The 26,378-nt window shown below is 48.9% G+C and carries 24 protein-coding genes; 20 read left to right on the forward strand and 4 right to left on the reverse strand.

Going from position 1 to position 26,378, the window contains the following annotated elements:
• The first annotated feature begins 4 nt into the window (after window positions 1-4).
• The 4 genes from AC1RJL_RS02255 to hisD all read left to right on the forward strand — a co-directional run bounded on the left by AC1RJL_RS02255 (window position 5) and on the right by hisD (window position 3,768).
• Window positions 5-364, forward strand: a complete 360-nt coding sequence (locus AC1RJL_RS02255) for a BolA family protein (protein WP_492911121.1) — start codon at window positions 5-7, stop codon at window positions 362-364.
• A gap of 75 nt (window positions 365-439) precedes the next feature.
• Window positions 440-1,705, forward strand: coding sequence for a UDP-N-acetylglucosamine 1-carboxyvinyltransferase (gene murA / locus AC1RJL_RS02260; RefSeq protein ID WP_492911122.1), 1,266 nt, complete (start codon window positions 440-442; stop codon window positions 1,703-1,705).
• Between the two features lie 13 nt (window positions 1,706-1,718).
• Window positions 1,719-2,354, forward strand: coding sequence for an ATP phosphoribosyltransferase (hisG, locus tag AC1RJL_RS02265; RefSeq protein WP_492911123.1), 636 nt, complete (start codon window positions 1,719-1,721; stop codon window positions 2,352-2,354).
• 106 nt (window positions 2,355-2,460) lie between these two features.
• Window positions 2,461-3,768 (forward strand): histidinol dehydrogenase, encoded by a 1,308-nt coding sequence (hisD, locus tag AC1RJL_RS02270; RefSeq protein ID WP_492911124.1) that lies wholly within the window; start codon window positions 2,461-2,463, stop codon window positions 3,766-3,768.
• Between the two features lie 68 nt (window positions 3,769-3,836).
• Here hisD and AC1RJL_RS02275 read toward each other — a convergent pair whose 3' ends face one another.
• Window positions 3,837-4,955 (reverse strand): trypsin-like peptidase domain-containing protein, encoded by a 1,119-nt coding sequence (locus tag AC1RJL_RS02275; RefSeq protein ID WP_492911125.1) that lies wholly within the window; start codon window positions 4,953-4,955, stop codon window positions 3,837-3,839.
• Between the two features lie 118 nt (window positions 4,956-5,073).
• Complete coding sequence (locus AC1RJL_RS02280; protein ID WP_492911126.1) at window positions 5,074-5,580, reverse strand: Z-ring associated ZapG family protein; 507 nt, start codon at window positions 5,578-5,580, stop codon at window positions 5,074-5,076.
• A 143-nt stretch (window positions 5,581-5,723) separates the two neighbouring features.
• Here AC1RJL_RS02280 and AC1RJL_RS02285 point away from each other — a divergent pair, with 143 nt between their 5' ends.
• The 16 genes from AC1RJL_RS02285 to AC1RJL_RS02360 all read left to right on the forward strand — a co-directional run bounded on the left by AC1RJL_RS02285 (window position 5,724) and on the right by AC1RJL_RS02360 (window position 23,599).
• Window positions 5,724-6,386 carry an alpha/beta hydrolase gene (locus tag AC1RJL_RS02285; protein ID WP_492911127.1) on the forward strand — a complete coding sequence of 221 codons (663 nt, stop codon included), beginning with the start codon at window positions 5,724-5,726 and terminating at the stop codon, window positions 6,384-6,386.
• An 88-nt stretch (window positions 6,387-6,474) separates the two neighbouring features.
• Window positions 6,475-7,623, forward strand: a complete 1,149-nt coding sequence (zapE, locus tag AC1RJL_RS02290) for a cell division protein ZapE (RefSeq protein WP_492911128.1) — start codon at window positions 6,475-6,477, stop codon at window positions 7,621-7,623.
• A gap of 103 nt (window positions 7,624-7,726) precedes the next feature.
• The gene (gene rplM, locus AC1RJL_RS02295; RefSeq protein WP_049630562.1) at window positions 7,727-8,155 is read left to right on the forward strand and encodes a 50S ribosomal protein L13; all 429 of its coding nucleotides are present in this window, start codon (window positions 7,727-7,729) and stop codon (window positions 8,153-8,155) included.
• 11 nt (window positions 8,156-8,166) lie between these two features.
• Entirely contained in the window at window positions 8,167-8,559 is a 393-nt protein-coding gene (gene rpsI / locus AC1RJL_RS02300; RefSeq protein ID WP_492911129.1) for a 30S ribosomal protein S9, read from the forward strand.
• A 287-nt stretch (window positions 8,560-8,846) separates the two neighbouring features.
• On the forward strand, window positions 8,847-9,446 hold the full coding sequence (gene petA / locus AC1RJL_RS02305; RefSeq protein ID WP_492911130.1) for a ubiquinol-cytochrome c reductase iron-sulfur subunit: 600 nt from the start codon (window positions 8,847-8,849) through the stop codon (window positions 9,444-9,446).
• 1 nt (window position 9,447) lies between these two features.
• Complete coding sequence (locus tag AC1RJL_RS02310) at window positions 9,448-11,682, forward strand: ubiquinol-cytochrome c reductase (protein WP_492911131.1); 2,235 nt, start codon at window positions 9,448-9,450, stop codon at window positions 11,680-11,682.
• A 114-nt stretch (window positions 11,683-11,796) separates the two neighbouring features.
• Window positions 11,797-12,225 (forward strand): ClpXP protease specificity-enhancing factor, encoded by a 429-nt coding sequence (locus AC1RJL_RS02315; protein WP_492911132.1) that lies wholly within the window; start codon window positions 11,797-11,799, stop codon window positions 12,223-12,225.
• Window positions 12,226-12,394: 169 nt separating this feature from the next.
• Window positions 12,395-13,366, forward strand: a complete 972-nt coding sequence (locus AC1RJL_RS02320) for a PstS family phosphate ABC transporter substrate-binding protein (RefSeq protein WP_492911133.1) — start codon at window positions 12,395-12,397, stop codon at window positions 13,364-13,366.
• Between the two features lie 165 nt (window positions 13,367-13,531).
• Complete coding sequence (locus AC1RJL_RS02325; protein WP_492911134.1) at window positions 13,532-15,823, forward strand: ABC transporter permease subunit; 2,292 nt, start codon at window positions 13,532-13,534, stop codon at window positions 15,821-15,823.
• Window positions 15,824-15,838: 15 nt separating this feature from the next.
• Complete coding sequence (gene pstA / locus AC1RJL_RS02330; RefSeq protein ID WP_492911135.1) at window positions 15,839-17,527, forward strand: phosphate ABC transporter permease PstA; 1,689 nt, start codon at window positions 15,839-15,841, stop codon at window positions 17,525-17,527.
• Between the two features lie 74 nt (window positions 17,528-17,601).
• Window positions 17,602-18,378, forward strand: a complete 777-nt coding sequence (gene pstB, locus AC1RJL_RS02335) for a phosphate ABC transporter ATP-binding protein PstB (RefSeq protein ID WP_492911136.1) — start codon at window positions 17,602-17,604, stop codon at window positions 18,376-18,378.
• Between the two features lie 20 nt (window positions 18,379-18,398).
• Complete coding sequence (gene phoU, locus AC1RJL_RS02340) at window positions 18,399-19,118, forward strand: phosphate signaling complex protein PhoU (protein ID WP_492911761.1); 720 nt, start codon at window positions 18,399-18,401, stop codon at window positions 19,116-19,118.
• Between the two features lie 242 nt (window positions 19,119-19,360).
• Window positions 19,361-20,071: a FadR/GntR family transcriptional regulator gene (locus AC1RJL_RS02345; RefSeq protein WP_492911137.1), complete on the forward strand. Its 711-nt coding sequence runs from the start codon at window positions 19,361-19,363 to the stop codon at window positions 20,069-20,071.
• A gap of 87 nt (window positions 20,072-20,158) precedes the next feature.
• On the forward strand, window positions 20,159-20,944 hold the full coding sequence (locus AC1RJL_RS02350) for an SDR family NAD(P)-dependent oxidoreductase (protein WP_492911138.1): 786 nt from the start codon (window positions 20,159-20,161) through the stop codon (window positions 20,942-20,944).
• Window positions 20,945-21,044: 100 nt separating this feature from the next.
• Window positions 21,045-22,616, forward strand: coding sequence for a sodium:solute symporter family transporter (locus AC1RJL_RS02355; RefSeq protein WP_492911139.1), 1,572 nt, complete (start codon window positions 21,045-21,047; stop codon window positions 22,614-22,616).
• Window positions 22,617-22,717: 101 nt separating this feature from the next.
• Window positions 22,718-23,599 carry an SMP-30/gluconolactonase/LRE family protein gene (locus AC1RJL_RS02360; protein ID WP_492911140.1) on the forward strand — a complete coding sequence of 294 codons (882 nt, stop codon included), beginning with the start codon at window positions 22,718-22,720 and terminating at the stop codon, window positions 23,597-23,599.
• Here the strand turns inward: AC1RJL_RS02360 and AC1RJL_RS02365 are convergent.
• Both AC1RJL_RS02365 and uxaC read right to left on the reverse strand, forming a co-directional pair.
• Window positions 23,596-24,558, reverse strand: a complete 963-nt coding sequence (locus tag AC1RJL_RS02365; protein ID WP_492911141.1) for an AEC family transporter — start codon at window positions 24,556-24,558, stop codon at window positions 23,596-23,598. The two genes, AC1RJL_RS02360 and AC1RJL_RS02365, sit on opposite strands and share 4 nt — an antisense overlap.
• 91 nt (window positions 24,559-24,649) lie before the next feature.
• Window positions 24,650-26,065 (reverse strand): glucuronate isomerase, encoded by a 1,416-nt coding sequence (uxaC, locus tag AC1RJL_RS02370; RefSeq protein WP_492911142.1) that lies wholly within the window; start codon window positions 26,063-26,065, stop codon window positions 24,650-24,652.
• Window positions 26,066-26,378: the final 313 nt, after the last annotated feature.

A 26,378-nucleotide genomic window follows, 5' to 3' on the forward strand; every position in this document is an offset into this window, starting at 1 on the left:
CGATATGGGCGACATTCCGGTAAACTTCGCGCCTTATTTTATTTATCGCTATTTATGCCCCGTTTTTCGCGCGGACATAGCTGGCCTGACTTTCCTATCGAGTAACACTATGCAAGCTGAACAAATCAAAGCACTGATCGAAAGCCAAATCCCCGACTGCGACGTTAAATCGGTAGAGGTTATGGGAGACCACATTGGCCTGGTTATCGTGAGTCCCGCTTTTGCCGGTTTGACGCCGGTGAAGAAGCAGCAACTGGTGCTTTCCACCCTGAGCGCCCAGTTTGCCGACCGCAGTATCCACGCGGTGGATTACATCAAATCCTTCACTCCCGAGCAGTGGGATCAGCAACAACAGCAGCAGTAATTTCTACGCGCGCATTGTCTGGCTGGTGTGTTGATCGGTCTCTTCTTTTAGCACTTTTTAGTTTTCAGGGTTGTAATGGATAAGTTTTTGATTGCGAGCGGCGGGCCGCTCACTGGCGAATTGCGTATTTCCGGCTCCAAAAATGCGGGCCTGCCGTTATTGGCTGCCGCCATCCTGGCTGATGGCAAAGTACATTTGAGTAATGTTCCCCATCTGAAAGATATAACCACTATGGTGCAATTGCTGCGCACCCTTGGTCTGACCATTGAGATTCAGGGCGAGCACGTGGTGATTGTCGATCCCAATACTATTAATTCTTACACCGCGTCTTACGAGCTGGTGAAAACCATGCGCGCTTCGATCCTGGTGCTCGGGCCATTGCTCGCACGCTACGGTGAAGCGAATGTATCCTTCCCTGGCGGTTGTGCGATTGGCTCGCGCCCGGTGGATATCCATTTACGCGGCCTTGAGGCCATGGGCGCAACGATTGAAATCGATGGCGGTTATATTCGCGCCCGCTCCAATGGTCGCTTGAAAGGCTGCCATTTCCTGATGGATATGGTCACTGTTGGCGGTACCGAAAACCTGCTGATGGCAGCGGTTTTGGCTGATGGTAAAACCATACTCGAAAACGCCGCATGCGAACCCGAAATTGTTGACCTCGCCAATATGTTGGTCGCGATGGGTGCAAAAATCGAAGGGATAGGCTCGTCCACGCTGACAATTTATGGCGTTGATAAATTGTACGGCTGCGAATACTGCGTCATGCCCGACCGTATTGAGACCGGAACTTATCTGGTAGCGGCAGCCGCTACGCGCGGCAAAATTAAATTGACCAATACTCGCGCTGACATTCTTGAAGCAGTGTTGTTGAAATTGCAGGAAGCGGGTGCGGATATCACCACCGGTGAAGATTGGATCGCATTGGATATGCACGGTAATCGCCCAAAAGCAGTCAGCTTGAAAACTGCACCTTACCCCGCGTTTCCGACCGATATGCAATCGCAATTTATGGCGATGAACGCCGTCGCTGAAGGTGTGAGCCACATTACCGAAACAATTTTTGAAAACCGTTTGGTGCAGGTTGCTGAATTGAATCGTATGGGCGCGCACATTGAACTCGAACACAACACCGCCATCGTTACCGGTGTTGAGCGTTTGAAAGCGGCGCCGGTGATGGCATCTGACTTGCGCGCGTCAGCCAGTTTGGTAATTGCCGGTCTGGTTGCTGACGGCGAAACCCTGATTGACCGCATCTACCATATTGATCGCGGTTATGAAGCAATTGAACAAAAATTCCAAAGCCTGGGTGCCAGCGTGCGCCGGGTAAAAGGCGCTTAAAAAGGTGGATGCCATGAGCCAGACGCTAACCATCGCGCTAACCAAAGGGCGCATTCTGGAAGAAACTTTGCCATTGCTCGCGGCCGCCGGTATTGAGCCGCTGGAAGATATGGAAAAAAGCCGCAAGCTGGTGTTTGATACCACCCAGGCTGGTGTGCGTTTATTATTATTGCGCGGCGCTGATGTGCCCACCTACGTGCAATTTGGTGCGGCGGATATGGGAATTTCCGGCAAAGATACGTTGATGGAAAACGGCGCTGAAGGTTTGTATGAGCCGCTCGATTTAAATATCGCACACTGCAAACTTATGACTGCCGGTGTTAAAGGTGAATCGCTGCCGGCGGGCCGTATTCGCGTTGCAACCAAGTATGTGAATATCGCCAAGCAATATTACGCATCCCAAGGTCGCCAGACGGACATCATCAAACTCTACGGTGCGATGGAGCTTGCACCGATTATGAATTTGGCCGATGAAATTGTGGACATTGTTGATACTGGCAACACTTTGCGTGCGAATGGTTTGGAGCCACGCGACTTTATCGCCGATATCAGTTCGCGCCTGATTGTGAATAAAGCCTCGATGAAAATGAAGCACGTACAAATCCAAACCATTATCGACCATATCGCGCGCGCGGTAGCGGCTGATTAATTTTCTATTCCGCCGATTGCAAATGCCAATGGGCAATTGCAATCGACAGGCTGCATGATCAACGTATTATTTTTTAATCATTTGGTTTTTTTGAAAAGAGAACGCCATGCCTGAATCTATCATCACCCGTTTGGATGCAAGCCAAAGCGATTTTAATCAGCGGTTGGATCAACTGCTCGCGTGGGAATCGGTAAGCGATACCCGCGTTGCGGACGTGGTGGAGGATATTCTGCATCAGGTAAAAACGCGCGGCGATGCAGCAGTGGTAGAATTTACTAACAAGTTTGATCGCCGCACGGCGCAAAGCATTAATGACTTTGTTGTCACGCCTGCACAATTGCAGCATGCGCTGACGCAAATCAGTGCTGAGCAGCGCAACGCGTTGGAAATTGCCGCTGAGCGTATCCGTCAATATCACCAACACCAATTGCAACGTTCGTGGCGCTATACAGAGGCCGATGGCACTGTGCTCGGGCAGCAAATTTCCGCGATGGAACGCGTAGGTTTATATGTGCCCGGTGGCAAAGCGTCTTATCCATCATCAGTATTGATGAATGCCATTCCGGCGAAAGTTGCCGGTGTTGATGAGCTGACTATGGTGGTGCCGGCACCCGATGGTGAACTCAGTCCAATGGTGTTGGCGGCAGCCGCTATTGCCGGTGTGGATCGCGTTATTACCATTGGTGGTGCGCAAGCGGTTGCGGCGCTCGCTTACGGAACTGAAACCATTGCCAAGGTCGATAAAATTGTTGGCCCCGGTAATATTTATGTTGCTACTGCCAAGCGCGCGGTGTTTGGTCAGGTGGCGATTGATATGATCGCCGGCCCGTCAGAAATTTTAGTGGTGTGCGATGGTTTGACTGATCCCGATTGGATTGCGATGGATTTATTCAGCCAAGCAGAGCACGACGAGCAAGCGCAATCGATTCTGTTGTGCCCGGATGCCGATTATTTAAATAAAGTGGAAGAGTCGATCAACCGTTTATTGCCGACACTCGCGCGCGAAAGTATTGCGAGCGTGTCATTAAAAAATCGCGGTGCATTAATTAAAGTGGCTGATATGGACCAGGCAATTGCAGTGAGCAATCGCATCGCGCCGGAACATTTGGAATTGTCAGTTGCGGATCCGGAGTCGTTATTGCCGAAGGTCCGTCACGCCGGTGCTATTTTCATGGGGCGTTTTACACCGGAAGCGCTTGGCGATTATTGTGCGGGCCCTAACCATGTATTGCCAACTTCCGGTACTGCGCGTTTTTCATCGCCGCTGGGTGTGTACGATTTCCAAAAACGCAGTTCGATTATTATGTGTTCGGCGAACGGTGCATCGGTGTTATCAAAAACGGCATCAGTGTTGGCGCGTAGCGAATATCTTGAAGCACATGCGCGCTCGGCAGAATATCGAATTATTGATTAATCATTAGTAATGCTGAAATAAAAATGGGCGCTGATGCGCCTGTTTTTTTGCAAAAAAATTGTGGTGAATCAGGTTTTTGTCGGAGGAAATGCCGCGACTGCTTTTATTTCCAATGCTTTTCCTTCGCGAATAATTCTGAACGTGATTTCAGCATTGGGTTGGATATTTAACAGAGAGTTAGCTACCGAATGTTTATTGAGTAAAGGGGTGTTATCTATGTGTGTAATATAATCGTTGATTTGAAAGCCTGCTTTTTCAGCGGGACTATCGCGTTCGATTTCGCTAATTAATAGTCCTTCTGCTCCTATTTTTTGCGCGAATTCCAGTGTGGGTTGCGTAACGCCAATGCCTAGCCAGCCGCGACGAACACCGCCAAACTCCACGATTTGTTTTAATGAGTTCATCGCTTTATCCACCGGAACCGCAAAACTGATTCCAAACGAAGCGCCGGATTCATCCAGCATGGCGGTATTGATGCCAATCAAATTCCCGTGCGCATCAATCAATGCTCCTCCGGAGTTTCCCGGATTGATGGCAGCGTCGGTTTGGATAAAGTTTTCCGCGCTGTTAATCCCGAGATTCCAGCGGCCGGTTGCGCTGACAATGCCCTGGCTTACGCTTTGACCAACCCCAAAGGGATTGCCAATTGCCAATACCACATCGCCTACCCGAATATCATCTGAGTTGCCGAGTTTGATTGCCGAGATGTTGTCGAGCTGAATTTTTAACACGGCTAAATCGTTAGCCTTATCTATGCCGACAAGCTCGGCTGATGTTACGCGGCCATCGTAAAGCAGCACTGCAATTCTATCAGCCCCATTAATAACGTGATTGTTTGTCAGAATAAATCCCGAGTCGTTGACAATCACTCCTGAGCCGAGCGTTTTTTGCATGCGCTCTTGTTGTGGAGTATTGGAGTTGTTGTAGAGGTGGCGAAAAAATGGATTGTTGGAAAGGTTTTGGTTGCGTTGCACTACACGCTTTTCGGTATACACATTGACGACAGAAGGCGCGGCGCGGCTGACAGCATCTGCATAAGAGACAACACCGTTACCGAGGTTGTTATTGCTGGCAGGTGGTGCCGAAGCACCACGCAATTGCGGAAAGAGTAATAGTGCGAGTAACGCAATGATAACGCCTGCGGTAATGGGCCAGCCAACAAACTGCAGCAAGCGTTGTAGGAACATGCAAAGCGTCTCCGTCGATATTTTTATTCGGCCAAGAAAAACCCCGCGATGCGGGGTTAAACATTTATGTCGACGTCCTGTACGCAATCAATCCCGTGCCAATTATATTGCCTGCTAATCAATAGCGATTGGCTTTACCATCAAAATCATAGTCATCAGCAGATTCAGTAGGCAAGTGCGAACTTTCATGATGATCGTCGCGCAAACCATAATCTTCACTCAGTATGCCTTTCGCGCCTGGCGTCTTTGGCGCCCAGTCGCGCGGTGGTTCGATGTGTTGCTCACTAATATAGGCTTTGGTATCACCACTGAGGTTGTTATTGGCAGAGTCCAGAATCTGGCGGCTGATCGCCGGGGTCGCCAATTTCAATGCGCCATTGGCCAAGTGTTCATGTACTTCACGATAGGCTTGAGTCAGGTTATTTACCAGGGATGAGGTTTGGGTAAAGTGTTCGGCCACATCGCGTTGATAGCCTTGCAACGCACTTTCAGCTTCATGCAGTCGTTGTTCAAGGTCACGCCCGAGAATTTGTGCGCGAAATACATACAACAGCACAGCACCAATACCTGCACCAGCGAGCAAACACAGTAAACCAGTAATAACAAGGGCACTAAATGAATACACAGAAATCTCCCGCAGATATGGCAGCCGCATGGGCAATATGCGGCCAGGAACATTGATAAGTCTATTATAAGTCCATTTTCTCATTAAAATGGGCAAAAATTATTGAGCTTGTGTGCGCTGGCACTGAATCATTGAGGTAGTAAATGCATTTTCCCTTTACTAAAGAGCAGGAACTTTTTGTCCCCGGCCCCAGCGGTCAATTACAGGCGGTAATCCATCAGGGGGATAAGGTCGGTCATTTTGCCGCGCGGGAGTTGCTGGCGATTATTTGCCATCCCCATCCATTGCACGGCGGCACTATGGATAACAAGGTGGTGACGACTTTGATGCGGACTTATCGCGATTTGGGGATTCATGTATTGCGGTTTAATTTCCGCGGCATCGGTAAAAGTGACGGTGAGTTTGATAAGGCCGTCGGCGAGGTCGATGATTTGCGAGCGATAATTGGCTGGAGCCAGCAGCAGTTGCCTCATATGCCGTTAGTGCTCGCCGGGTTTTCGTTTGGTTCGTCTGTCGCCGCACAGGCGAGTTACGATACTGCCGGGCTGCAGCATCTGACACTGGTAGCGCCGCCGGTGGAGCGTTATCCCTATGATCGCGCTGGCGTATTTCCCTGTCCGCTGTGTGTTATCCAGGGCGATAAGGACGAACGCGTTTTTGCCGAGGGGGTTTATCAATGGGTCGATAAATTGCAAAGCCCGACGGAGCTGGTTCGCTATCCTGAAGCCAGCCACTTCTTTCACGGTTACCTGACTAATCTGAAATCCGACCTTACCGAGAGGTTGTTGCGGCAAATCCCGGCCTGATATGCGCTTCTCTCCTGTGAAATTTGGTAGCGCTATAACTGGCTTATCGCTAAAGTGACCGCCAGTTTTAGCCCGCTTGCTTGAATTTATGATGACTTTTATATCCCCCTCGACTTCGTTATCCCCATTAGAGCGATACCAGCAGGACCTGACTCGCCCCGATTTCCGTTTTGATCCTGCGCAAAAAGTAGCGGTTGATCATCTGCAGCATCTCTATGAGCAATTGGTTGTGGCTTGGAAATCCGAGCAGGAAGAGCAAGCAGGGCTGGGCGGCTTTTTTAAACGATTGACGGGCAACAAGCCGCGGCAGTTGGTGCGCGGTTTGTATTTTTGGGGCGGGGTAGGGCGCGGCAAAACTTATCTGATGGATAATTTTTTCGAGAGTCTGCCATTCGAGCAAAAGCTGCGCGCGCACTTTCATCGCTTTATGCGCCGTGTTCATGCTGAGCTTAAAAAACTGGATGGACAGAAAAATCCCCTTAAACAGGTGGCCGATATTATCGCCAAAGAGGCGCGGGTTATCTGCTTCGATGAATTTTTTGTATCAGATATCACCGATGCCATGATCCTCGGCACCTTGATGGAAGAATTGTTTGCCCGCGGCGTTACTTTGGTGGCGACCTCCAATATCGTACCCGATGGCCTATATAAAGACGGCCTGCAGCGCGCGCGTTTTTTACCGGCTATCGCCCTGCTCAACCAGCACACCCTTGTCGTCAATGTGGATGGCGGGGTGGATTATCGGTTGCGCGCGCTTGAGCAGGCCGAGTTATATCATGCACGTCTGGGTGAGGCTGCCGACCAGAGTTTGATGGCCAGTTTTAAAAGTCTGGTGGCCGCCAATGCTGAAATCCGTACATCGGTGGATCTTGAGGTGGAAGGTCGTCTTATCCGTGCGCGTTATGTGAGCGAAGGAGTCGCATGGTTTGATTTTGTCGAGCTGTGCGATGGGCCGCGCTCGCAAAATGACTACATCGAATTGGCGCGCGAGTATCACTCGGTGATCCTGAGCAATGTGCCGGGCTTGGGGCGCGAGAAAGACGATCAGGCGCGCCGCTTCGTGAATCTGGTTGATGAGTTTTATGATCGTCAGGTAAAGCTGGTGATTTCGGCTGAGCGCCCATTGGCAGAGCTGTACTCGACCGGCAAGCTCGATTTTGAGTTCCAGCGCACCGTAAGCCGATTGTTGGAAATGCAGAGTCGCGAGTATTTAGCGCGCCCGCATCGACCGGAATAACAAGTCCATCGTAAATTATGGTTGAAAATCAAGCATTGGCTGTGTAGTATGCCGCCTCCCTATTTTAGGGGCATTATCCACATCCGATTTAGGCAGGAATAACATGAAGACCTATATTGCCAAAGCAGAATCTGTCGTTAATGACTGGTTCATCGTGGATGCGGCGGGAAAAACACTCGGCCGTTTATCTGCGGAAATCGCCTCGCGTCTGCGTGGCAAGCACAAGCCAGAATTCACTCCACATGTTGATACCGGTGATTACATAGTTGTAATCAACGCTGCTCAAGTGCGCGTGACTGGCCGTAAAGCAACTGACAAGATTTACTACTCGCACACGGGTTTCGTGGGCGGCATTAAATCTATCAGCTTCCAAAAGTTGATTGAAAAAGCGCCAGAACGCACTATCGAAACTGCTGTTAAAGGTATGTTGCCGAAAGGTCCACTCGGTCGCGCTATGTTCAAAAAACTAAAAGTTTATGCAGGTAATGAGCATCCACATGCTGCTCAACAACCTAAAGAACTGAACATCTAAGGGGAGCTGACATGTCTGCTACACAATTTTACGGCACTGGCCGTCGCAAAACCTCTACCGCGCGCGTGTTCATCACCGCTGGTACAGGCACCATCATCGTAAATGACCGTCCTTTGGACGAGTATTTCGGTCGTCCGGTTGCGCGCATGGTAGTGCGTCAACCACTGGAATTGGTTGGTTTGGTAGAAAAGTTTGACGTTAACGTCACTGTCGCCGGTGGTGGTAGTTTCGGTCAAGCGGGCGCTATCCGTCACGGCTTGACCCGTGCGCTGATGGAATATGATGAGTCTCTGCGTAGCGATCTGCGTAAAGCCGGTTACGTGACTCGCGATTCTCGCGAAGTTGAACGTAAGAAAGTTGGTCTGCGTAAAGCACGTAAGAAGCCACAATTCTCCAAGCGTTAATGGTTTTCTCCAGCCGCTTTTTTGTTGGCTGGTTGACGATCATCAAAAACGCCCAAGTCTTTACTGGCTTGGGCGTTTTTTTACGTCTAAAATTATCGGCTTATAACCCACTGTTTACGTGTGGTTATTCTTGTAAGCAGTGCGTTAATTCATTAACATTGCCCGCCTTTTCTTAGAGTCACCCAATATTCCTTATTTCGCCGGACTTAGTAACGATATGTAACTAGTCACAGGACGATTTTAGGCAATTTGCTAGCCGTTAAAGCTGTTTAGGGGAGAAATTCGTCATGAGTAATGACGCTGTAAATCAAACGCGCCGCCGCGTATTAATCGGAGCCACTTGTGCTGTGGGTGCGGTTGGTGTTGTAGGTGCTGCGATTCCATTTGTAGGTTCCTGGAATCCGAGTGCCAAAGCGAAAGCGGCGGGCGCGCCAGTCAAATACAACATCAGCAAGATTGAACCGGGTGCGATGGTCACCATTGAGTGGCGCGGTAAGCCGGTGTTTATTGTACGCCGTACGCAAGCTGCTCTGGACAGTTTGAAAAAAGTGGAAGAGCAGGGTGTTCTGCTCGATGCAAATTCGAACGAACCGCAACAGCCTGAATACGCCAAAAATGCCGAGCGTGCCATTAATAAAGAGTTTGCAATTCTGTTGGGTGTTTGTACGCATTTAGGTTGCGCGCCCGCGTTTCGTCCGGATGTAGGGGCGGCAGATTTAGGTGGTGAGAAGTGGCAGGGTGGATTCTTTTGCCCATGCCATGGTTCCAAATACGATCTTGCCGGTCGCGTATACGTAGCTGTACCAGCACCGCTGAACCTGGAAGTTCCTCCTCATCGTTATGAGAGCGAGTCTATAGTTGTGATTGGCGAAGATCAGGGGGCTTGATATGAATTGGTTAACAGGTTTATGGCAGTGGGTTGATAAGCGTCTGCCGGTTCAGCGTGCATGGGATACCCACATGGGTAAGTACTATGCGCCCAAGAACTTCAACTTCTGGTACTTCTTTGGTGTGCTCTCGTTGTTGGTGTTGGTTAACCAATTGATTACCGGTATCTGGTTGACCATGAGTTACAACCCGTCGGCTGAAGGTGCGTTCGCATCGGTCGAATACATTATGCGCGATGTGGATTTTGGTTGGTTGCTGCGCTACATGCACTCCACCGGCGCATCGGCTTTCTTTATTGTGGTTTATCTCCATATGTTCCGCGGCATGATGTACGGCTCTTATAAAGCCCCGCGCGAGTTGGTGTGGATTTTTGGTATGACCATTTATCTGGTGCTCATGGCGGAAGCCTTTATGGGGTACGTATTACCTTGGGGCCAGATGTCATATTGGGGCGCGCAGGTAATTGTGTCTCTGTTCGGTGCTATTCCGGGTATCGGTGAACAACTGGTGCAATGGATTCGTGGTGACTACCTGATCTCCGGTATTACCCTGAACCGTTTCTTTGCGCTTCACGTCGTAGCCCTGCCGATTGTATTGCTGGCGCTGGTGGTAATGCACATTCTGGCGTTGCACGAAGTGGGTTCCAACAACCCTGATGGCGTTGAGATCAAAAAGAACAAAGATGAGAATGGCATTCCGCGCGACGGCGTTCCTTTCCATCCTTTCTACACCGTGCACGATTTGGTCGGTATCACAGTCTTCTTGTTCGCCTTCTGTTTCATCATGTTCTTCATGCCGGAAATGGGTGGTTTCTTCCTTGAGTACGCAAACTTCGAAGAAGCGAACAATCTGAAAACGCCGACCCACATCGCACCGGTTTGGTACTTCACGCCTTTCTATGCGGTATTGCGTGCAGTGACTATGCCGATTGAAATTGGCCCTCTGGTACTGACTGCAAAACTGCTTGGTTTTGCGGCTATGGGTGCGGCGATTGCACTTCTGTTTGTATTGCCCTGGCTTGATCGCAGCAAAGTGAAATCCATGCGTTATCGCGGCCATATTCCACGCATCATGTTGATCGCTTTTGCATCTATGTTTGTGGTGCTCGGATATTTGGGCGTTAAAGCGCCGACGGAAGGTAGAACCCTGCTGTCGCAAATTGCTACCGCGTTTTATTTTGCCTACTTTTTGACCATGCCGGTTTGGACTACCACCAACCCACAAAAAGCCAAATCAAAAATTTCCTGGTTCCTTTGCGGCCTGTTTGTAGTGATCTTTACCTGGATGGGCTTTGAATACGTTGGTGGCGATGTGCCGGTGTTGTTGTTAGTGCTGTGCTTCTTGTTGGCGGCCATCTTTGCTGCATTGCCATTCTTGGCAGCGCGCGATAATGACCTGGTTGAACCTACCCGTACCCAAGCCAAAGGTTTGCCGGCGATTATTGTCCTCGCTGGCTTGGCATTGTTCATCATTCTGGCTGTGGTTCCGATCAAAGCGGTGGCAAGCGAAGGTTCATTCAACTGCGGTGCAGTTCCCTGTGATCACATGGAACCGGATTTGACTAACAAAGAGTCTTTGCAGCGCGGTGCCAAATATTTCGCTAACTACTGTATGGGGTGCCATTCAGCTAAGTACTCGCGTTTTGAGCGTGTCGCTGATGATCTGGATATTCCCCATGACCTGATGGAGCAAAACCTGATTTTTGGCGATCAACGTATTGGCCAATTGATGGAAATTGCAATGAAGCCACAGCAATCCAAAGTCTGGTTCGGTGTAGCTCCGCCAGATCTGACCTTGGTAGCGCGTGCCCGCTCACCGGAATGGCTCTACACCTATCTGCGCAATTTCTATAAAGATGAAAGCCGTCCCTGGGGTGTTAACAACCGTGTATTCCCTAATGTGGGTATGCCGCACGTGTTGATTGGTCCGCAAGGTTTGCTGGAGTGTGGCGCTGGTCCAAAACTCAATCACCACGGCGGCGCATTGCGTAATGACGTAGGCCAGATTGAAGTGGACGAGCACTGCGGCGCACTTAAAGAAGGCAAGATCAAGGGTACTATGACCACTGCCGAATTTGATGCAGCGGTCTACGATCTGGTTAACTTCCTTGAATATGTTGCCGAACCTATTGCCGTTAAGCGTCAGTCTATTGGCTTGTACGTGCTTGGATTCCTGGTGATCCTGTTTATCTTTGTCTATTTCCTGAATCGCGAATTCTGGAGAGAGATCCACTGATAAAAAACGGGCGACTTAGGTCGCCCGTTTTGTTTGAGTCTTGATAAAATTGAGCCTCGATTAAAATACCTGTAAGTTGACGTCGGTAGTTATCCCCAGTCGAAGGAAATAGTTATGTCCATGTCCTCCAGCCGTCCGTATTTTCTACGTGCCATCTACGAATGGATATTGGACAACAATTGCACCCCCCATATTTTGGTGGACGCCCATGTGCCAGGCACTCAGGTGCCGCAGCAGCATGTGAATAAGGATGGCCAGATCATCCTGAATATTTCCCCTTCTGCGATTAAAGATTTTTTTATGGACAATACTGCCGTGTCGTTTAACGCGCGCTTCAGTGGTGTGGTTAATAATCTCTATGTTCCCTGTGGTGCGATCCTTGGAATCTACGCGCGTGAAAACGGCCAGGGAATGATGTTCGAGGCGGAGCAAAACCCACAGCCGCCCGTACCTCCAACATCGCCTGTTACACCAACTCCTATCAATAAAGCATCCAGTGATGCCGCTGCAGCGAAGCGGCCGGGATTGCGCGTCGTCAAATGACGTTTGCTTTTCAGTTTGTGACGTTTGTGAGACACATTTGTGACAGCAATGTCTGTTGGTCATATAACTGTCATATTCGATGGGTAAAGTAATCATCAGTGGAGAGGAAAGACGCCTCGCCATACACCAGACAAGAATTCTTTACTCACGATGACTAACGGAGCGCTCTATGAACGCTATGAAAATTATCAAAGGACTGGCAATCGCCGGTTCTATGGTTTGCGCCGCTGCGCTGCACGCCGCTGTTGATCCTAAATTACCTGATTACAAAGTAGCTACCGGCGTTTCAGGAAACGTAAACTCAATCGGTTCAGATACCCTGAACAACCTGATGACCTTATGGGCTGAAGATTTCAAAAAATCTTACCCTAACGTCAATATCCAAATTCAAGGTGCCGGTTCGTCAACTGCGCCACCGGCGTTGACTGAAGGCACTGCTAACTTCGGCCCAATGAGCCGTGCGATGAAAGCGGAAGAGATCCAGGCGTTTGAAGCAAAACACGGTTACAAGCCTACTGCTGTACCGGTGGCAATCGACGTTCTCGCGGTATACGTAAATAAAGACAACCCGATTAAAGGTTTGAGCCTGCAGCAAGTAGATGCGATTTTCTCGGCTACCCGCAAATGCGGTGCACCGAAAGACATTACCCGTTGGGGTGAGTTGGGTTTGACTGGCACATGGGTTAACCGCGATTTCACTCTGTATAGCCGTAACGCTGTATCAGGTACCTACGGTTACTTTAAAGATGAAGCCTTGTGTAAAGGTGACTTCAAAGCTGGTATCAACGAGCAACCAGGTTCAGCGTCAGTGGTGCAAGGTGTTTCTGAATCGATTAACGGTATCGGTTACTCAGGTATTGGTTACATCACTTCAGGCGTAAAGGCGATTCCTTTGTCGAAGAAAGATGGCCAGCCTTTTGTTACTGCAGAAGCGTCCCACGCATTGGATGGCAGTTATCCTTTGGCGCGTGTGCTTTACGTTTATATCAACAAGCACCCGAATCGCCCACTTGATGCATTGCAATTGGAATTCATCAAGTTGGTACTGTCCAAGCGCGGTCAGGAAACGGTAGTACGCGATGGCTACATTCCATTGCCAGCAACCATGGCAAACAAGGCGTTGGCTGACTTGCAAAAATAGTTCACCCCTGTGGTGACCAAAAACCGCCGACTAGCTCGGCGGTTTTTTTATAAGCGTTCATTGTAATGTGACAGTTAGATGACAGGAATAGGGTGCTTTGTAACAAAAGTGTCATCATGGCTTGCTAGCATTTCCGTGCCAGCAGTTTAATCGAGTGAGTAGACCATGTCAGAACCCACTGTATCGGTAAGACAAACGACCAGTTTGATGCCGACCTCCGAACAACGCAGCCGCTTGCGTCGTATTCGTAAACTCAAAGACTCCATCTCTCGCTACGGTGTTATGACGGCGGGTATGGCAGTTGTATTCTCTCTGGGTTTGATTTTCTTTTACTTATTCTCTGAGGTGGCGCCACTGTTTCGCGGTGCATCAGTCGAAGTGGTCAAGACCTATGATCAAGCCGAGTTACATCAGATAGCCAATGACAATACCGAATTTTTAACGCTCGAACGCTACGAGGAAATTGGCGGTAGCTTCAAGCGCAGTGGTGCGGTGAATTTCTTTAACGTTAACGATGGCAGAACCATCCTTGAAGCCCGGTTGCCAAAAAGTGAGGACGCCGAGTTTGCCAGTGTGGCGACCAGTACTGCCGATCATGGTTTGATTGCTTACGGTTACAGCAATGGTGAAGTGGCGGTGATCAAAACCAACTACTCACTCAGTTACCCGCAAGACAAACGTTTGATCACTCCAGGTTTGTTAAACCCATTGGGCGAAGCACCTATCCGTTTGGATGAACAGGGTGCAGCGCTGAAAGTGTTGGCAATTCAGGAGACATCCGGCGGTATTCTGATTGGTACAGTGACCGCGGACAACCGGTTGGTACTCGGCGTATTTAGCAGTAGTACCAACATGATTACTGGCGAATCCAGCCTCACGCAGGAAGTATTTACCCTGCCACCTTTGCCCGCCGGCACAAATGCGATCGCAATGCAAATTGATGAAACTGCACAGCACCTGGTGATTGCGACTGATACATCACAGATCCTGTTATACAAAATTATCAATCCTGCTGCCGCAGAGCGCAAAGAAGCAGTCACAGTCAGCGGAGGAAAAATTACGACGCTGCAATTTTTAGTGGGCACCGGCTCACTGGTAGTCGGCACCGATAAGGGTGCGGTTAGCCAATGGTTTTTAGTGCGCGATGCAAGCAATGAATACCATGTTGAATTTGTGCGTGACTTCGATTCCCTGCCTGGCGCTATTACCACCGTCGCACCGGAATTCTCCCGTCGCGGTTTTTGGGTTGGTGATGATAAAGGCAACATTGGCATTTATTTCGGTACCTCCGAGCGTACGCTGCTGATCAAATCGATGGGCAAACAACCGATCCGCAACATTGCCATTTCTCCCATCAACAATCGCGCACTGTTAATTGATGCTGATAAAAAAGTAGCAGTTGCCGATGTGTGGAATAAACATCCGGAAGTATCTTTCAGCTCGCTATGGGAAAAAGTTTGGTACGAGGGCCGCGAAGCGCCGGAATATATTTGGCAAGCGTCTTCCGGTAGCGATAACTTCGAAGCCAAAATGAGTTTTGTTCCACTTTCGCTGGGTACATTGAAAGCAGCGTTTTTTGCGATTCTGTTTGCTGTGCCGCTGGGCGTCATGGGGGCAATTTATACCGCGTATTTTATGACGCCGAAATTGCGCGGCGTAGTAAAGCCCGCGATTGAAATTATGGCGGCATTGCCCACGGTAATTCTCGGGTTCCTTGCCGGTTTGTGGCTCGCACCTTTTATGGAAAATCACTTGCCCGCGATTTTCAGTATTCTGATTTTATTGCCGGTTATTATGTTGATCACCGGGTTTATCTGGAGCCGCTTCCCTGAGTCAATTCGCACACGTATTCCGGAAGGATGGGAAGCGGCCATTCTGGTGGTACCTATTATTTTGACGGTCTGGGCCTGCGTTGCTATGAGTCCTTTTGCTGAAATCTGGTTTTTTGATGGCAGCATGCGTCAATGGTTTACCGATAATGGCATCAACTACGAACAGCGCAATGCGTTGGTGGTAGGTATCGTCATGGGCTTCGCGGTAATCCCGAGTATTTTTTCTATTGCCGAAGATGCGGTATTCAGTGTGCCGCGCCATCTTACCCAAGGTTCTCTCGCGCTCGGCGCAACGCGTTGGCAAACCATGGTGGGTGTGGTGCTGCCTACTGCAAGCCCCGGTATTTTCTCCGCAGTGATGATGGGCTTCGGTCGTGCGGTCGGTGAAACCATGATCGTGTTGATGGCGACCGGTAACAGTCCCGTGGTTAATTTCAATATCTTCGAAGGTATGCGTACGCTCTCCGCCAACATTGCGGTTGAATTACCGGAAACGGCAGTAGCCAGTACGCACTTCCGTGTGCTTTTCCTTGCTGCGCTGGTATTGCTCGCACTGACTTTTGTGGTGAATACATTCGCCGAAATCATTCGTCAGCGTTTGCGTAAACGCTACAGCAATCTTTAATTCCTGGTGACTGCAATGAAAAATTTTGTGAAAGCACAAGCCGATTGGTTTAAAAGTGGATCGCCGTGGATTTGGTTAAACGGCGGCGCAGTTGCAATCTGTATGGTGATGGTAGTAGGTCTGTTGGGTTTGATTGCGATACGCGGTTTTGGTCATTTTTGGCCCGCCGATATTTTGCAAACCTCAATTGTTGATCGCGAAGGTGCCCGCCACATTATCATGGGTGAAGATGTGCGCTCGGAAATCATTCCCGCCGCCGTTGCGCGCGATGGCGGTTATATCGTTGCAGACAATGTTGAATTAATTACCCGCCATCTGTTCAAGATGGGCAATCGCGATGTGAATGGTCGCGACTTTGCCTGGTTCCTTGAAACCGGGATGGAAAAATGGGATTACCCTATCGATGCTATTTCTGTTGAGCGTCGCGAGTGGGGTAATTTTTATGGCTATCCGGTTGCGATTAAAGAGCAGGATAAAGTCGTCAGCGAGTTGGGCAGTGCAGATTTCTGGCAGCAATTGAACATTCGTATTGAACGCGCATTGGATTTGCATTCGCAGATTCACCGCATCGAAAAATCCGATATTGGTCGCATTAACAAGCGTATGGATGATTTGCGTTTGGATCGCCGCCGCTTGGAATTAGATGGTGTTTCAGGTGCACAACTTGCAGCTGCCGATGTGAAGTTCGCAGAGCGTCGTGCGGAGTTGGAAGCAGAATACTCGGTTATCAAACAAACTCGCGATGACATTCTTGCACAGGCGACGCGCGATAAATTAATTGCGCGCACGGCCGATGGTAAAGAAGTTGTGATCGCGTTTGATCATATTGTGCGTGTGACCCGCCCGAATGATCTGGGTGTAGTCGGCAAGCTCGGTCAATACCTTGAGCGCTTTTGGGAATTTATGAGTGCTGAGCCGCGTGAAGCAAATACGGAGGGCGGTATTTTCCCTGCGATTTTCGGTACGCTGACTATGGTGATCGTAATGTCGATTATGGTTACGCCGTTTGGTGTGCTCGCCGCCATTTATTTGCGCGAATATGCCCGTCAAGGTACCTTCCTGAAAATTATCCGTATCTCGGTATACAACCTCGCCGGTGTTCCTTCGATTGTATACGGCGTATTCGGTTTGGGATTTTTTGTGTACACCCTCGGCGGCAATCTCGATGAATTGTTTTACGCAGAATCGCTACCATCGCCCACTTTCGGTACACCGGGTTTGTTCTGGGCATCGCTCACGTTGGCCTTGCTCACCTTGCCCATCGTAATTGTATCGACGGAAGAAGGTTTATCGCGTATCCCAAGTACTATTCGCCAGGGTAGTTTGGCGCTGGGTGCAACCAAAGCAGAAACTTTATGGAAAGTAGTGGTGCCGCTTGCAACTCCGGCAATGATGACCGGTTTGATTCTTGCTATTGCCCGCGCTGCCGGTGAAGTAGCGCCGTTGATGTTGGTAGGCGTAGTGAAATTGGCTCCGGCGTTACCGGTTGATGGTAATTATCCTTACCTGCATCTCGACCAAAAAATTATGCACTTGGGTTTCCATATTTACGATGTGGGTTTCCAAAGCCCGAATGTTGAAGCGGCACGTCCACTGGTATATGCAACCTCGCTAACATTGGTATTGCTGATCATCGCACTCAATATCACGGCGATAAAAATTCGTAATAACCTGCGTGAAAAATATCGCAGTGCGTCGGATTAATACCGGTATATTGTTGTAACAAATTTGTCATCAATCTGAAATAAATTAGTGATTTTTTTAAACAGGCACAGCTTATGACCCCGACTGCATTGGTGGAACCGATCAAGCTTGAAGTAAAAGACCTCAACTTGTACTACGATCAAAAGCGCGCCTTGAATGGTGTGAGCATGAAAATACCGGAGAAAAGAGTGACTGCGTTTATCGGTCCGTCCGGTTGTGGCAAATCAACGCTGCTGCGCTGCTTCAATCGTATGAACGACCTGGTTGATGGTTGCCGTGTTGAAGGCCAGATTTTGCTCGACAGCAGCAATATTTATGACAAAAGTATTGATGTGGCGGAATTGCGTCGCCAAGTGGGGATGGTATTCCAAAAACCGAATCCATTTCCAAAATCAATTTATGAAAATGTCGCTTATGGTCTACGCTTACAAGGTGTGAAATCCAAGCGTGTGTTGGATGAAGTGGTAGAGAAATCGTTGCGCGGTGCAGCGCTCTGGGATGAAGTAAAAGATCGTTTACACGATAATGCATTTGGTTTGTCAGGTGGTCAGCAACAGCGTTTGGTAATTGCACGCGCAATCGCAATTGAACCGGAAGTTATTTTGCTCGATGAACCCGCGTCAGCGCTCGATCCAATCTCAACGCTGAAAATTGAAGAGCTGATCAACGAACTAAAGCACCAATACACTATCGTAATTGTGACGCACAATATGCAACAGGCGGCGCGCGTTTCGGATTACACAGCATTTATGTACATGGGTGATTTGATTGAGCATGATTTAACGGACACGCTCTTTACCAACCCCAGTAAAAAACAAACTGAAGATTACATCACCGGCCGTTACGGTTAATGCGGAGGCGCATCATGGTTATGGATATTACGAGTCATACTCTTCATATCTCGCAACAATACAATCTCGAGCTGGAAGCTATACGTACACATTTGTCGGAAATGGGCGGAATGGCACAGCGTCAAGTGAATGATGCAATTCAGGCGTTGATCGATGCTGACGTCGAGCGTGCGGAGCAAGTTGTGCGCGCCGATTTGAAAGTCAATTCGATGGAGATGACGATCGATGAAGAGTGCATTCGCATTCTCGCCCGTCGTCAACCGGCGGCCAGTGATTTGCGTTTAGTGATTGCGGTGACCAAAGCGATTACTGATTTGGAACGCATTGGTGATGAAGCAAGTAAAATTGCCCGGCAGGCAATCGCAATGAATAAAGATGGCCTCGCGCCGCGCGGTTATATCGAAGTGCGTCATATTGGCGGCAATGTTTCGCGTATGTTGCAGGATGCATTGGATGCGTTCGCGCGTCTGGATATGGATCTGGCATTGACGGTGGTGCAAACTGATAAACAAGTTGATATGGAATACAGCACTGCGATGCGCGAGCTGGTAACTTTTATGATTGAAGATCCGCGCAGTATCACTCGCGTATTGAATATTATGTGGTCATTGCGTGCGTTGGAGCGGATTGGCGACCACGCGCGCAACCTTGCCCAGTATGTTATCTACCTGGTTAATGGCGAGGACGTTCGCCACTCCAATCTGGAAGAGATTGCGGAAAACATTAATGCCAAAGAATAAGCTGCCCGCGCTACCCTTGTGCAATTCAGGCAATTTAGATAGACGCGCATTTTTTGCGTGACTAAAGCAGTATCCTCTTGTTAAATAACCCGCGCGTGCTTGCAGGTGCGGGTTTTTGTTTTCAGGGTCACCACATTAGCGGTATCCGTATACTCTCCCAAGGCTCGATATAGATTGCTCAACGACGAAGAAAGCCTTGTCGGATACCTTATAAATATATAATATAAATAGGCTAAATAACTATGCTGGATACAGGGCGTAATCTTACACACCAGTTAACCCATCAATTGGGCGCGGCAATTGTTCAAGGTCAGTATGCGATCGATAAATCCTTCCCAACCGAAGCGGAGCTATCGCAACAATTCAATATCAGCCGCAGCGTTACCCGCGAAGCGGTAAAAATGCTCACCGCCAAGGGGCTGATTGCATCGCGCCCGCGGCAGGGTATCCGGGTGATGCCTAGCAGCCATTGGAATATGTTCGATGCCGATGTACTTGGCTGGACACTCAATGCGCGCCCGTCACTGGAGCTACTGCGCGAGTTCACCCAATTGCGCATGGCGATTGAACCGGAAGCGGCGGTACTCGCTGCGGAAAATAATCAGGACAGTGCAAAGATAAAGGCAATCGGTGATGCCTTGGCACGGATGAAGCGCGCGGATGAAGGTCATGATGATCCGCTCGCCGCCGACATTGAGTTCCATTGTGCCATCCTGGCTGCCGGTAACAACCGCTTCTTTTTCCAGTTGCGCGAGTTTATCCAGGTCGCCTTGCGCGTGAGTATTGCCAGCACCAACCAATTAAAAGGTGTGCTCACCGCGGATTATGACGATCACAAACGTATTTATGATGCTATTTGTGCTGGCGATCAGGAAAGCGCAAGTAAAGCGGTAAAAAATCTGCTGCAAGAAGTGATGCAGTTGATAAATGTATCTCTGGTAAAACCTAAATAGCCTATGCAGGTCATACACAACTGCCTATGCTCATATAAGGTGCCGTTATCTATAAAGAACGGCGCGTGACTCCAGAGAGAAATCAACATGTTTAGCTACTCAGCCCATAAAGGATATACCCCTTACCCCAGCTTGAAGGGACGCAGTGTATTTATCACTGGCGGTGCCACCGGTATAGGTGCGGCGCTGGTTGAAGCCTTTGCCGCGCAAGCTGCAAAAGTGGCCTTTGTAGACATTGATGGCCAAGCTGCGCTCGCGCTGTGCGATGAATTGGTCGCCAAGGGGCATGCGCGCCCCTGGTTTGAACTCTGCGACGTAAGTGATATCACTGCTTTGCAACGCAGTATTGCGAATGCCCAACAGGCGCAAGGTGATATCCAGGTGTTGGTTAACAATGCTGCGAATGACCAGCGTGTCGATACGCGCACTATTACCGAGGCGGATTGGTATCGCGGTTTGGCGATCAATTTGCATCCGGCATTTTTTGCGGCGCAAGCGGTGCAACCGATGATGGCGGCACAGGGTGGAGGCTCGATTATCAATATCAGCTCGATCAATGTGCAGTTCGGGCCACCGCGCCTGGCTGGTTACATCACTGCCAAGGCCGGGATTTTAGGTATTTCCAAAGCGCTGGCAACGGATTACGGCGTGGATAATATTCGGGTGAATTCCATTTTGCCGGGTTGGGTGGCAACACCTAAACAATTGGAAAAATGGTTGAGCGCGGAAGAAGAAGAGGAGCTGATGAAACGTGTGTGTCTCAAAAAACGTTTGGGCGCCCACGATGTAGCCAATCTCGCATTATTTTTGGCTGCGGATGATTCTGCCATGATCACCTCACAGGAATTTGTTGTTGATGGAGGGCGTATCTAATGGCGATGACCTAACGGTTGGGGCAATTTCTAACAATTAGTTACCGACGTTGTATCCAACTATAAAAACAAAAATTTAATAAAGCTGTAGGAGAACGTTGGTGATTAATAGCCTCAATTGGTTTGACCTGTCTATTTTGGCGTTGTACGCCGGTGTCCTGATTTTCATTGCCTATTATGTATCCCGCGAAAAAGCGGGGCATGAAAAAACCGCCGAAGATTATTTCCTCGCCAGTAAATCCCTGCCTTGGTGGGCAGTGGGTACTTCTCTTATCGCGGCGAATATTTCCGCCGAACAAATTGTCGGTATGTCCGGTGCGGGTTACGCTGCCGGTATTGCAATCGCATCCTATGAGTGGATGTCGGCCATTACACTTTTTATTGTGGGTAAATACTTCCTGCCCATTTTTATGGCGAAAGGTATTTATACCATGCCGCAATTTCTGGAAAATCGTTATGATCGCCGCGTGCGCATCGTCATGTCGATTTTCTGGCTCACGCTGTACGTCCTGGTAAACCTCACCTCTATTTTGTATCTCGGCGCTTTGGCCATTGAAGCAGTGACCGGTGTAGACATGGTGTACGCGATGATTGGTCTCGCGCTCTTCTCGTTCACTTATTCTATTTACGGTGGTATGAAAGCTGTAGCCTTTACCGATGTATTCCAGGTGACTTTGTTGGTGCTTGGCGGTTTGCTGATTACCTATTTGGGATTGGAAAAAATTGGTGGTGATCAAGGCATAGTCCACGGTTTTAAAACCTTGCTTGATACAGTGCCGGAAAAATTTGATCTCATCCTCGATCCAGGCAATCCGCAATACCAAAACCTGCCGGGTATTTCCGTGTTAATCGGTGGTATGTGGGTAATGAATATGTCCTACTGGGGGTTCAACCAATACATTACCCAACGTACGCTGGCTGCAAAAAGTCTGCAAGAGGCACAAAAAGGTATTGCCCTTGCTGCTTACTTGAAAGTGTTAATGCCAATCATTGTGGTATTGCCGGGTGTTGCGGCAGCGAGTTTGATTCCTGGCTTGTCGCCCTCAGACCGTGCTTATCCTGAAATGATGAAGTTGCTTCCGCATGGATTATTGGGAATTGTATTTGCCAGTTTAGTCGCTGCAATTTGTGCGTCACTCAGCTCCAAAGTGAATAGCATTTCTACCTTGTTTACCATGGATATTTATAAGCTGATTATTAAACCGTCTGCGTCAGAAACTCATCTGGTAAATGTCGGGCGCGCAGCTGCGACGATTTCATTAATCATTGCATTGGTTGTTGCCAAACCATTGATTGGAAAATCAGATCAGGCATTCCAGTTTATTCAGGATTTCACCGCTTACTTTACACCTGGTATTGTGTTGATGTTCCTGTTTGGTTTCTTCTGGAAAAAAGCGACTGCAACTTCTGCATTGGTTGCCGGTATTTCTTCCATTCTCTTGTCTATCGCGTTTAAAGAATTCTATCCAGGTTTGCCGTTTATGGATCGCGTTGGTTTAGTATTTTTAATCTGCGCAGTGTTGGCGATTATTGTTACCTATGCCGCTGGCGGTAAAGATCAGGAAAATGCCATCGATCTTAAAGGCATCAATTTCAAAACTGAACCTGTGTACAACATTGCCTGTGCTGGCGTGGTAGTAGTGCTTATCGCTTTCTACAGTATCTGGTGGTAATCTCGCGGCCACTGGAGTCGGTTAGAATGACGCCCCTATTCAGGGGCGTTTTTTTGCCCATAGAAAATACTCTGTAATCCAACGGCAAAGAGTTAATGATCATGGCCGCTTTTGAACTTATCGATACCGTGCCCTGCGCAAATGTGCTCGGGGAAGGCGTGCAGTGGAATCATCAGGACGAATGTTTTTGGTGGACGGATATTCCGTCAGCAAAACTTTACCGCTACCGCATCAGTGATAAATACTTAAGCACCTGGGATGTGCCCGAGCGTCTCTGTTGTTTCACATTTGCAAAAAATGATACGCGTATCCTCGCGGCATTTGAATCGGGTTTTGCGTGGTTTGATATTGCAACCGGTACGCTCGAATGGATCGCGAAACCGGAAGCAGATATCAAAGGTAATCGCTCCAACGATGGGCGCTGCGACCGTCAGGGACGTTTTTGGATGGGTACTATCGTCGAACAAAAAAATACTCCCGATCAAAGTGCTGCGCTCTATTGTTTGGACCAACAATTTACCGTAAGCAAACATTTCAGTGGTTTGATGATTTCCAATGCGCTTTGCTGGAGCCCGGATTCGCGCAAGTTGTATCACGCTGATTCGCCGAGCCATAGCATTCGCGTTTACGACTTTGATGCGCAAACTGGCGAGTTATCCAATCCCGACATTTTTGCGCACACTGAAATCGGTGTTGAACCCGATGGTGCTTGTGTAGATGCCGAGGGTTACGTGTGGAATGCCCAGTGGGGCGGTAGCCGCGTCGTGCGTTACTCACCAAGCGGCGATAAAAATCTGGTGCTGGATATGCCTGTATCGCAAGCAACTTGCGTCGCATTTGGTGGCAACGATTTTAATTTTTTGGCGGTGACCAGCGCACGAATTGGTTTGAGTGACGCTGCGATAGCGCAGCAACCACAGGCGGGTAATTTATTTATTTTTAAAACGGAATTTACCGGTTTACCTGAAGTCTGGTTTGGTTAAACCAAATTCATTATCTGTAATAGCCACAACCCCAGGGTCACGGTAATCAGTGACCAAAGTGTGCTTTGTGCAATAATATTTGCCGCTAATTCACCATTGCCTTTCATCGCTTGCACCATCACAAAACTGATGGTCGCGGTGGGTGATGCTGCCAATAAAAATAATACTGCAAGTGCCTCGCCCCTAAGCCCTAAACCAATAGCGATTGCGCACGCAATCAGTGGGGACAACATAAGTTTCCACACGCAGGCACTTATCGCAGTCATATCTATGCGGGCTAGTCGCTCGATGCTTAATGAGCCACCGATACAAATCAATGCCAGTGGCAATACCATCTGACTCAAATATTTACCGCTATCCAATATCACGGCGGGTAATGTCAGGTTGATGGCATTCACTGCAAAGCCAGTAAAAATGGCGATGATCAACGGGTTTTTAACAATACCAACTAATGTTGTTCGCAACGAATTGGTGGCGCGTTGCAAACTGCGATTCAGTACATAAACCGATAGCACGTTGTACAGCAACACCGTCATGGCGACAGGGAGTGAGGCGAGTGCCAAGCCTTTTTCACCGTAAGCATTTGCGCAAAATGCCAAACCTAAAATCACCAGATTGCCGCGAAAAGCACCCTGGATAAAAACGCCTTGATCGCGCTCATCTTTGCAGTACCAGTGGGCAGTCAGCAAACTGCCGGCAAACACTGCGCAAGTCATTACTCCAAAGGCGATGAGCATGGTCCAATTGCCGATGTGTGAAATATCGGTGTGGACACTGGTGATAAATAACATGACCGGCAGGCCAATGTTGTACACCAACTGCGATGCGCTTTTAATAAATTCGTCGTTGATTATACTGCGCTTTTTCAGCCAGATACCGAGAAAGAGCATCACAAAAATTGGCGCTGTGATGTTGAAGGCGAAGAGAAAAGTATTGAGTGCATTGTTTAATAAATTCAATGTTTAGCAAATCCAATTCTCAAAAAGGAGAGGGAATAAAAAGCCCGGCGAACCGGGCTATTTTAAACCGCTTTGGCAGTTATTCGGGTACTTATTCTGGTACTACAAACGGAAAATAGTTTTTCGCATTATTAAAGCTAATGTCCTGAATCATCTTGCCGACCATCTTGGTGTCGTTTGGAACCAAACCTTTGGCCATATCACGACCCAGGATTCCACACAAAATGCGACGGAAATATTCATGACGTGAGTAGCTCAGGAAGCTGCGGCTGTCAGTGAGCATACCGACAAAGCGGCTCAACAAACCCAATTGACTCAAAGCTTCGATTTGGCGAGTCATGCCTTCCATCTGGTCGAGGAACCACCAGCCACTGCCGAATTGGATTTTGCCTGCCGATGAACCGTCCTGGAAGTTACCGATCATGGTGCCGATCACTTCGTTATCGCGCGGGTTCAGGTTGTAAATAATGGTTTTGGCGAGTTTGTTTTGATCATCCAGACGACCCAAAAACTTGGCCAGCGGTTTGGCGTAGTTGTGATCGCCAATCGAATCAAAACCGGTGTCGGCGCCCAATGTGCGGAACAAGCGCGGATTGTTATTGCGGATCGCACCGATATGGAATTGTTGCACCCAGCCTTTGGCGTGATCTTGCAGGGCAAATTCCACCATCATTGCCGATTGGAATTTCTCGATTTCAGTCGCATCCAGATCTTTATGGCCGCGAATTTTCAGGAAAATAGTGTTGATTTCTTCCTGCGTGTAATCGGCTGCATAAACAGTTTCCAAGCCATGGTCCGACAACCGGCAGCCATTTGCGTGGAAATAGTCGTGGCGAACATCCAGCGCTTTGATCAAATCTTCGAAGGTATTGATGTTCACATCGGCAGCAATTGCCAAGCGATCCAGATACTTGTTATAGGCCGCCGTGTCTTCCACCATCATGGCACGATCGGGGCGCCAGGTCGGGAGCATCGCCGATTTAAAAGACTTATCCGCAGCAACAGTTTTGTGGTGGGCGAGATCGTGGATCGGATCATCGGTGGTACACACCATCTTAACGTTGGCTTGGGTCATCAGGCCGCGCGCGCTGAATTCCGGTGTTGCCAGTAATTCGTTACATTCATCCCAAGTGCGTTTGGCATTGCTGCTATCAAGCAAGCGGTCGGTAATACCGAAAGGTTTACGCAATTCCAGATGGGTCCAGTGGTAGAGAGGATTGCGCAAGGTATAGGGCACAGTTGCGCACCACTGTTCAAATTTTTCCCAGTCACTGGCATCACCGGTACAGAAACGCTCATTCACGCCATTAGAGCGCATGGCGCGCCATTTGTAATGATCACCTGCCAACCAGACTTCAGTAAGGTTTTTGAATTGCTTATTCTGGCCTACTTGTTCAGGGGGAAGGTGGCAGTGGTAGTCAATGATGGGCATGTTTTTGGCGTACTCGTGAAAGAGTATTTTCGCCTGCTCTGTGTCGAGCAAAAAGTCGTCGTGGATAAAGCTCATTCTCACAATTCCTCAATAATGCCGAAGCGACAGCGGACCCGCGTGAGCTGTGCGATGGCAAGATAATTTTTTACGCTCAACGCATGTCTTTAGCTTAGCTCGAAAAACGAGCAGCTAAACCTAGTGAAAGGGAGACTGGCTGAAGATTGTTATTCCATCAGGCTATGCCTGAGGGGATAAGTTTGACCGAGGATTGCCTGCCCAAAGGCTAGATTGATAAACAACAGTAACCGTAAAAATCGGGCGTGCCGCTATGTTGCAGCTTGTAGGCAAGTGTAACCCGCGCCACTCAAAATACCAACTGGCCCGACAG

The organism is Cellvibrio sp. GW822-FHT04B05, from assembly GCF_058800985.1.

Excerpts from the sequence above, each read along its gene's own strand:
- AC1RJL_RS02345 (WP_492911137.1), top strand. The coding sequence starts at position 19,361 with ATGCTGGATACAGGGCGTAATCTTACACACCAGTTAACCCATCAATTG.
- hisD (WP_492911124.1), top strand. The coding sequence starts at position 2,461 with ATGCCTGAATCTATCATCACCCGTTTGGATGCAAGCCAAAGCGATTTT.
- hisG (WP_492911123.1), top strand. The coding sequence starts at position 1,719 with ATGAGCCAGACGCTAACCATCGCGCTAACCAAAGGGCGCATTCTGGAA.
- AC1RJL_RS02325 (WP_492911134.1), top strand. The coding sequence starts at position 13,532 with ATGTCAGAACCCACTGTATCGGTAAGACAAACGACCAGTTTGATGCCG.
- AC1RJL_RS02320 (WP_492911133.1), top strand. The coding sequence starts at position 12,395 with ATGAACGCTATGAAAATTATCAAAGGACTGGCAATCGCCGGTTCTATG.
- murA (WP_492911122.1), top strand. The coding sequence starts at position 440 with ATGGATAAGTTTTTGATTGCGAGCGGCGGGCCGCTCACTGGCGAATTG.
- AC1RJL_RS02275 (WP_492911125.1), bottom strand. The coding sequence starts at position 4,955 with ATGTTCCTACAACGCTTGCTGCAGTTTGTTGGCTGGCCCATTACCGCA.
- AC1RJL_RS02350 (WP_492911138.1), top strand. The coding sequence starts at position 20,159 with ATGTTTAGCTACTCAGCCCATAAAGGATATACCCCTTACCCCAGCTTG.
- uxaC (WP_492911142.1), bottom strand. The coding sequence starts at position 26,065 with ATGAGCTTTATCCACGACGACTTTTTGCTCGACACAGAGCAGGCGAAA.
- petA (WP_492911130.1), top strand. The coding sequence starts at position 8,847 with ATGAGTAATGACGCTGTAAATCAAACGCGCCGCCGCGTATTAATCGGA.
- phoU (WP_492911761.1), top strand. The coding sequence starts at position 18,399 with ATGGATATTACGAGTCATACTCTTCATATCTCGCAACAATACAATCTC.
- AC1RJL_RS02285 (WP_492911127.1), top strand. The coding sequence starts at position 5,724 with ATGCATTTTCCCTTTACTAAAGAGCAGGAACTTTTTGTCCCCGGCCCC.
- zapE (WP_492911128.1), top strand. The coding sequence starts at position 6,475 with ATGATGACTTTTATATCCCCCTCGACTTCGTTATCCCCATTAGAGCGA.
- rpsI (WP_492911129.1), top strand. The coding sequence starts at position 8,167 with ATGTCTGCTACACAATTTTACGGCACTGGCCGTCGCAAAACCTCTACC.
- AC1RJL_RS02255 (WP_492911121.1), top strand. The coding sequence starts at position 5 with ATGGGCGACATTCCGGTAAACTTCGCGCCTTATTTTATTTATCGCTAT.
- rplM (WP_049630562.1), top strand. The coding sequence starts at position 7,727 with ATGAAGACCTATATTGCCAAAGCAGAATCTGTCGTTAATGACTGGTTC.
- pstA (WP_492911135.1), top strand. The coding sequence starts at position 15,839 with ATGAAAAATTTTGTGAAAGCACAAGCCGATTGGTTTAAAAGTGGATCG.
- pstB (WP_492911136.1), top strand. The coding sequence starts at position 17,602 with ATGACCCCGACTGCATTGGTGGAACCGATCAAGCTTGAAGTAAAAGAC.
- AC1RJL_RS02360 (WP_492911140.1), top strand. The coding sequence starts at position 22,718 with ATGGCCGCTTTTGAACTTATCGATACCGTGCCCTGCGCAAATGTGCTC.
- AC1RJL_RS02315 (WP_492911132.1), top strand. The coding sequence starts at position 11,797 with ATGTCCATGTCCTCCAGCCGTCCGTATTTTCTACGTGCCATCTACGAA.
- AC1RJL_RS02310 (WP_492911131.1), top strand. The coding sequence starts at position 9,448 with ATGAATTGGTTAACAGGTTTATGGCAGTGGGTTGATAAGCGTCTGCCG.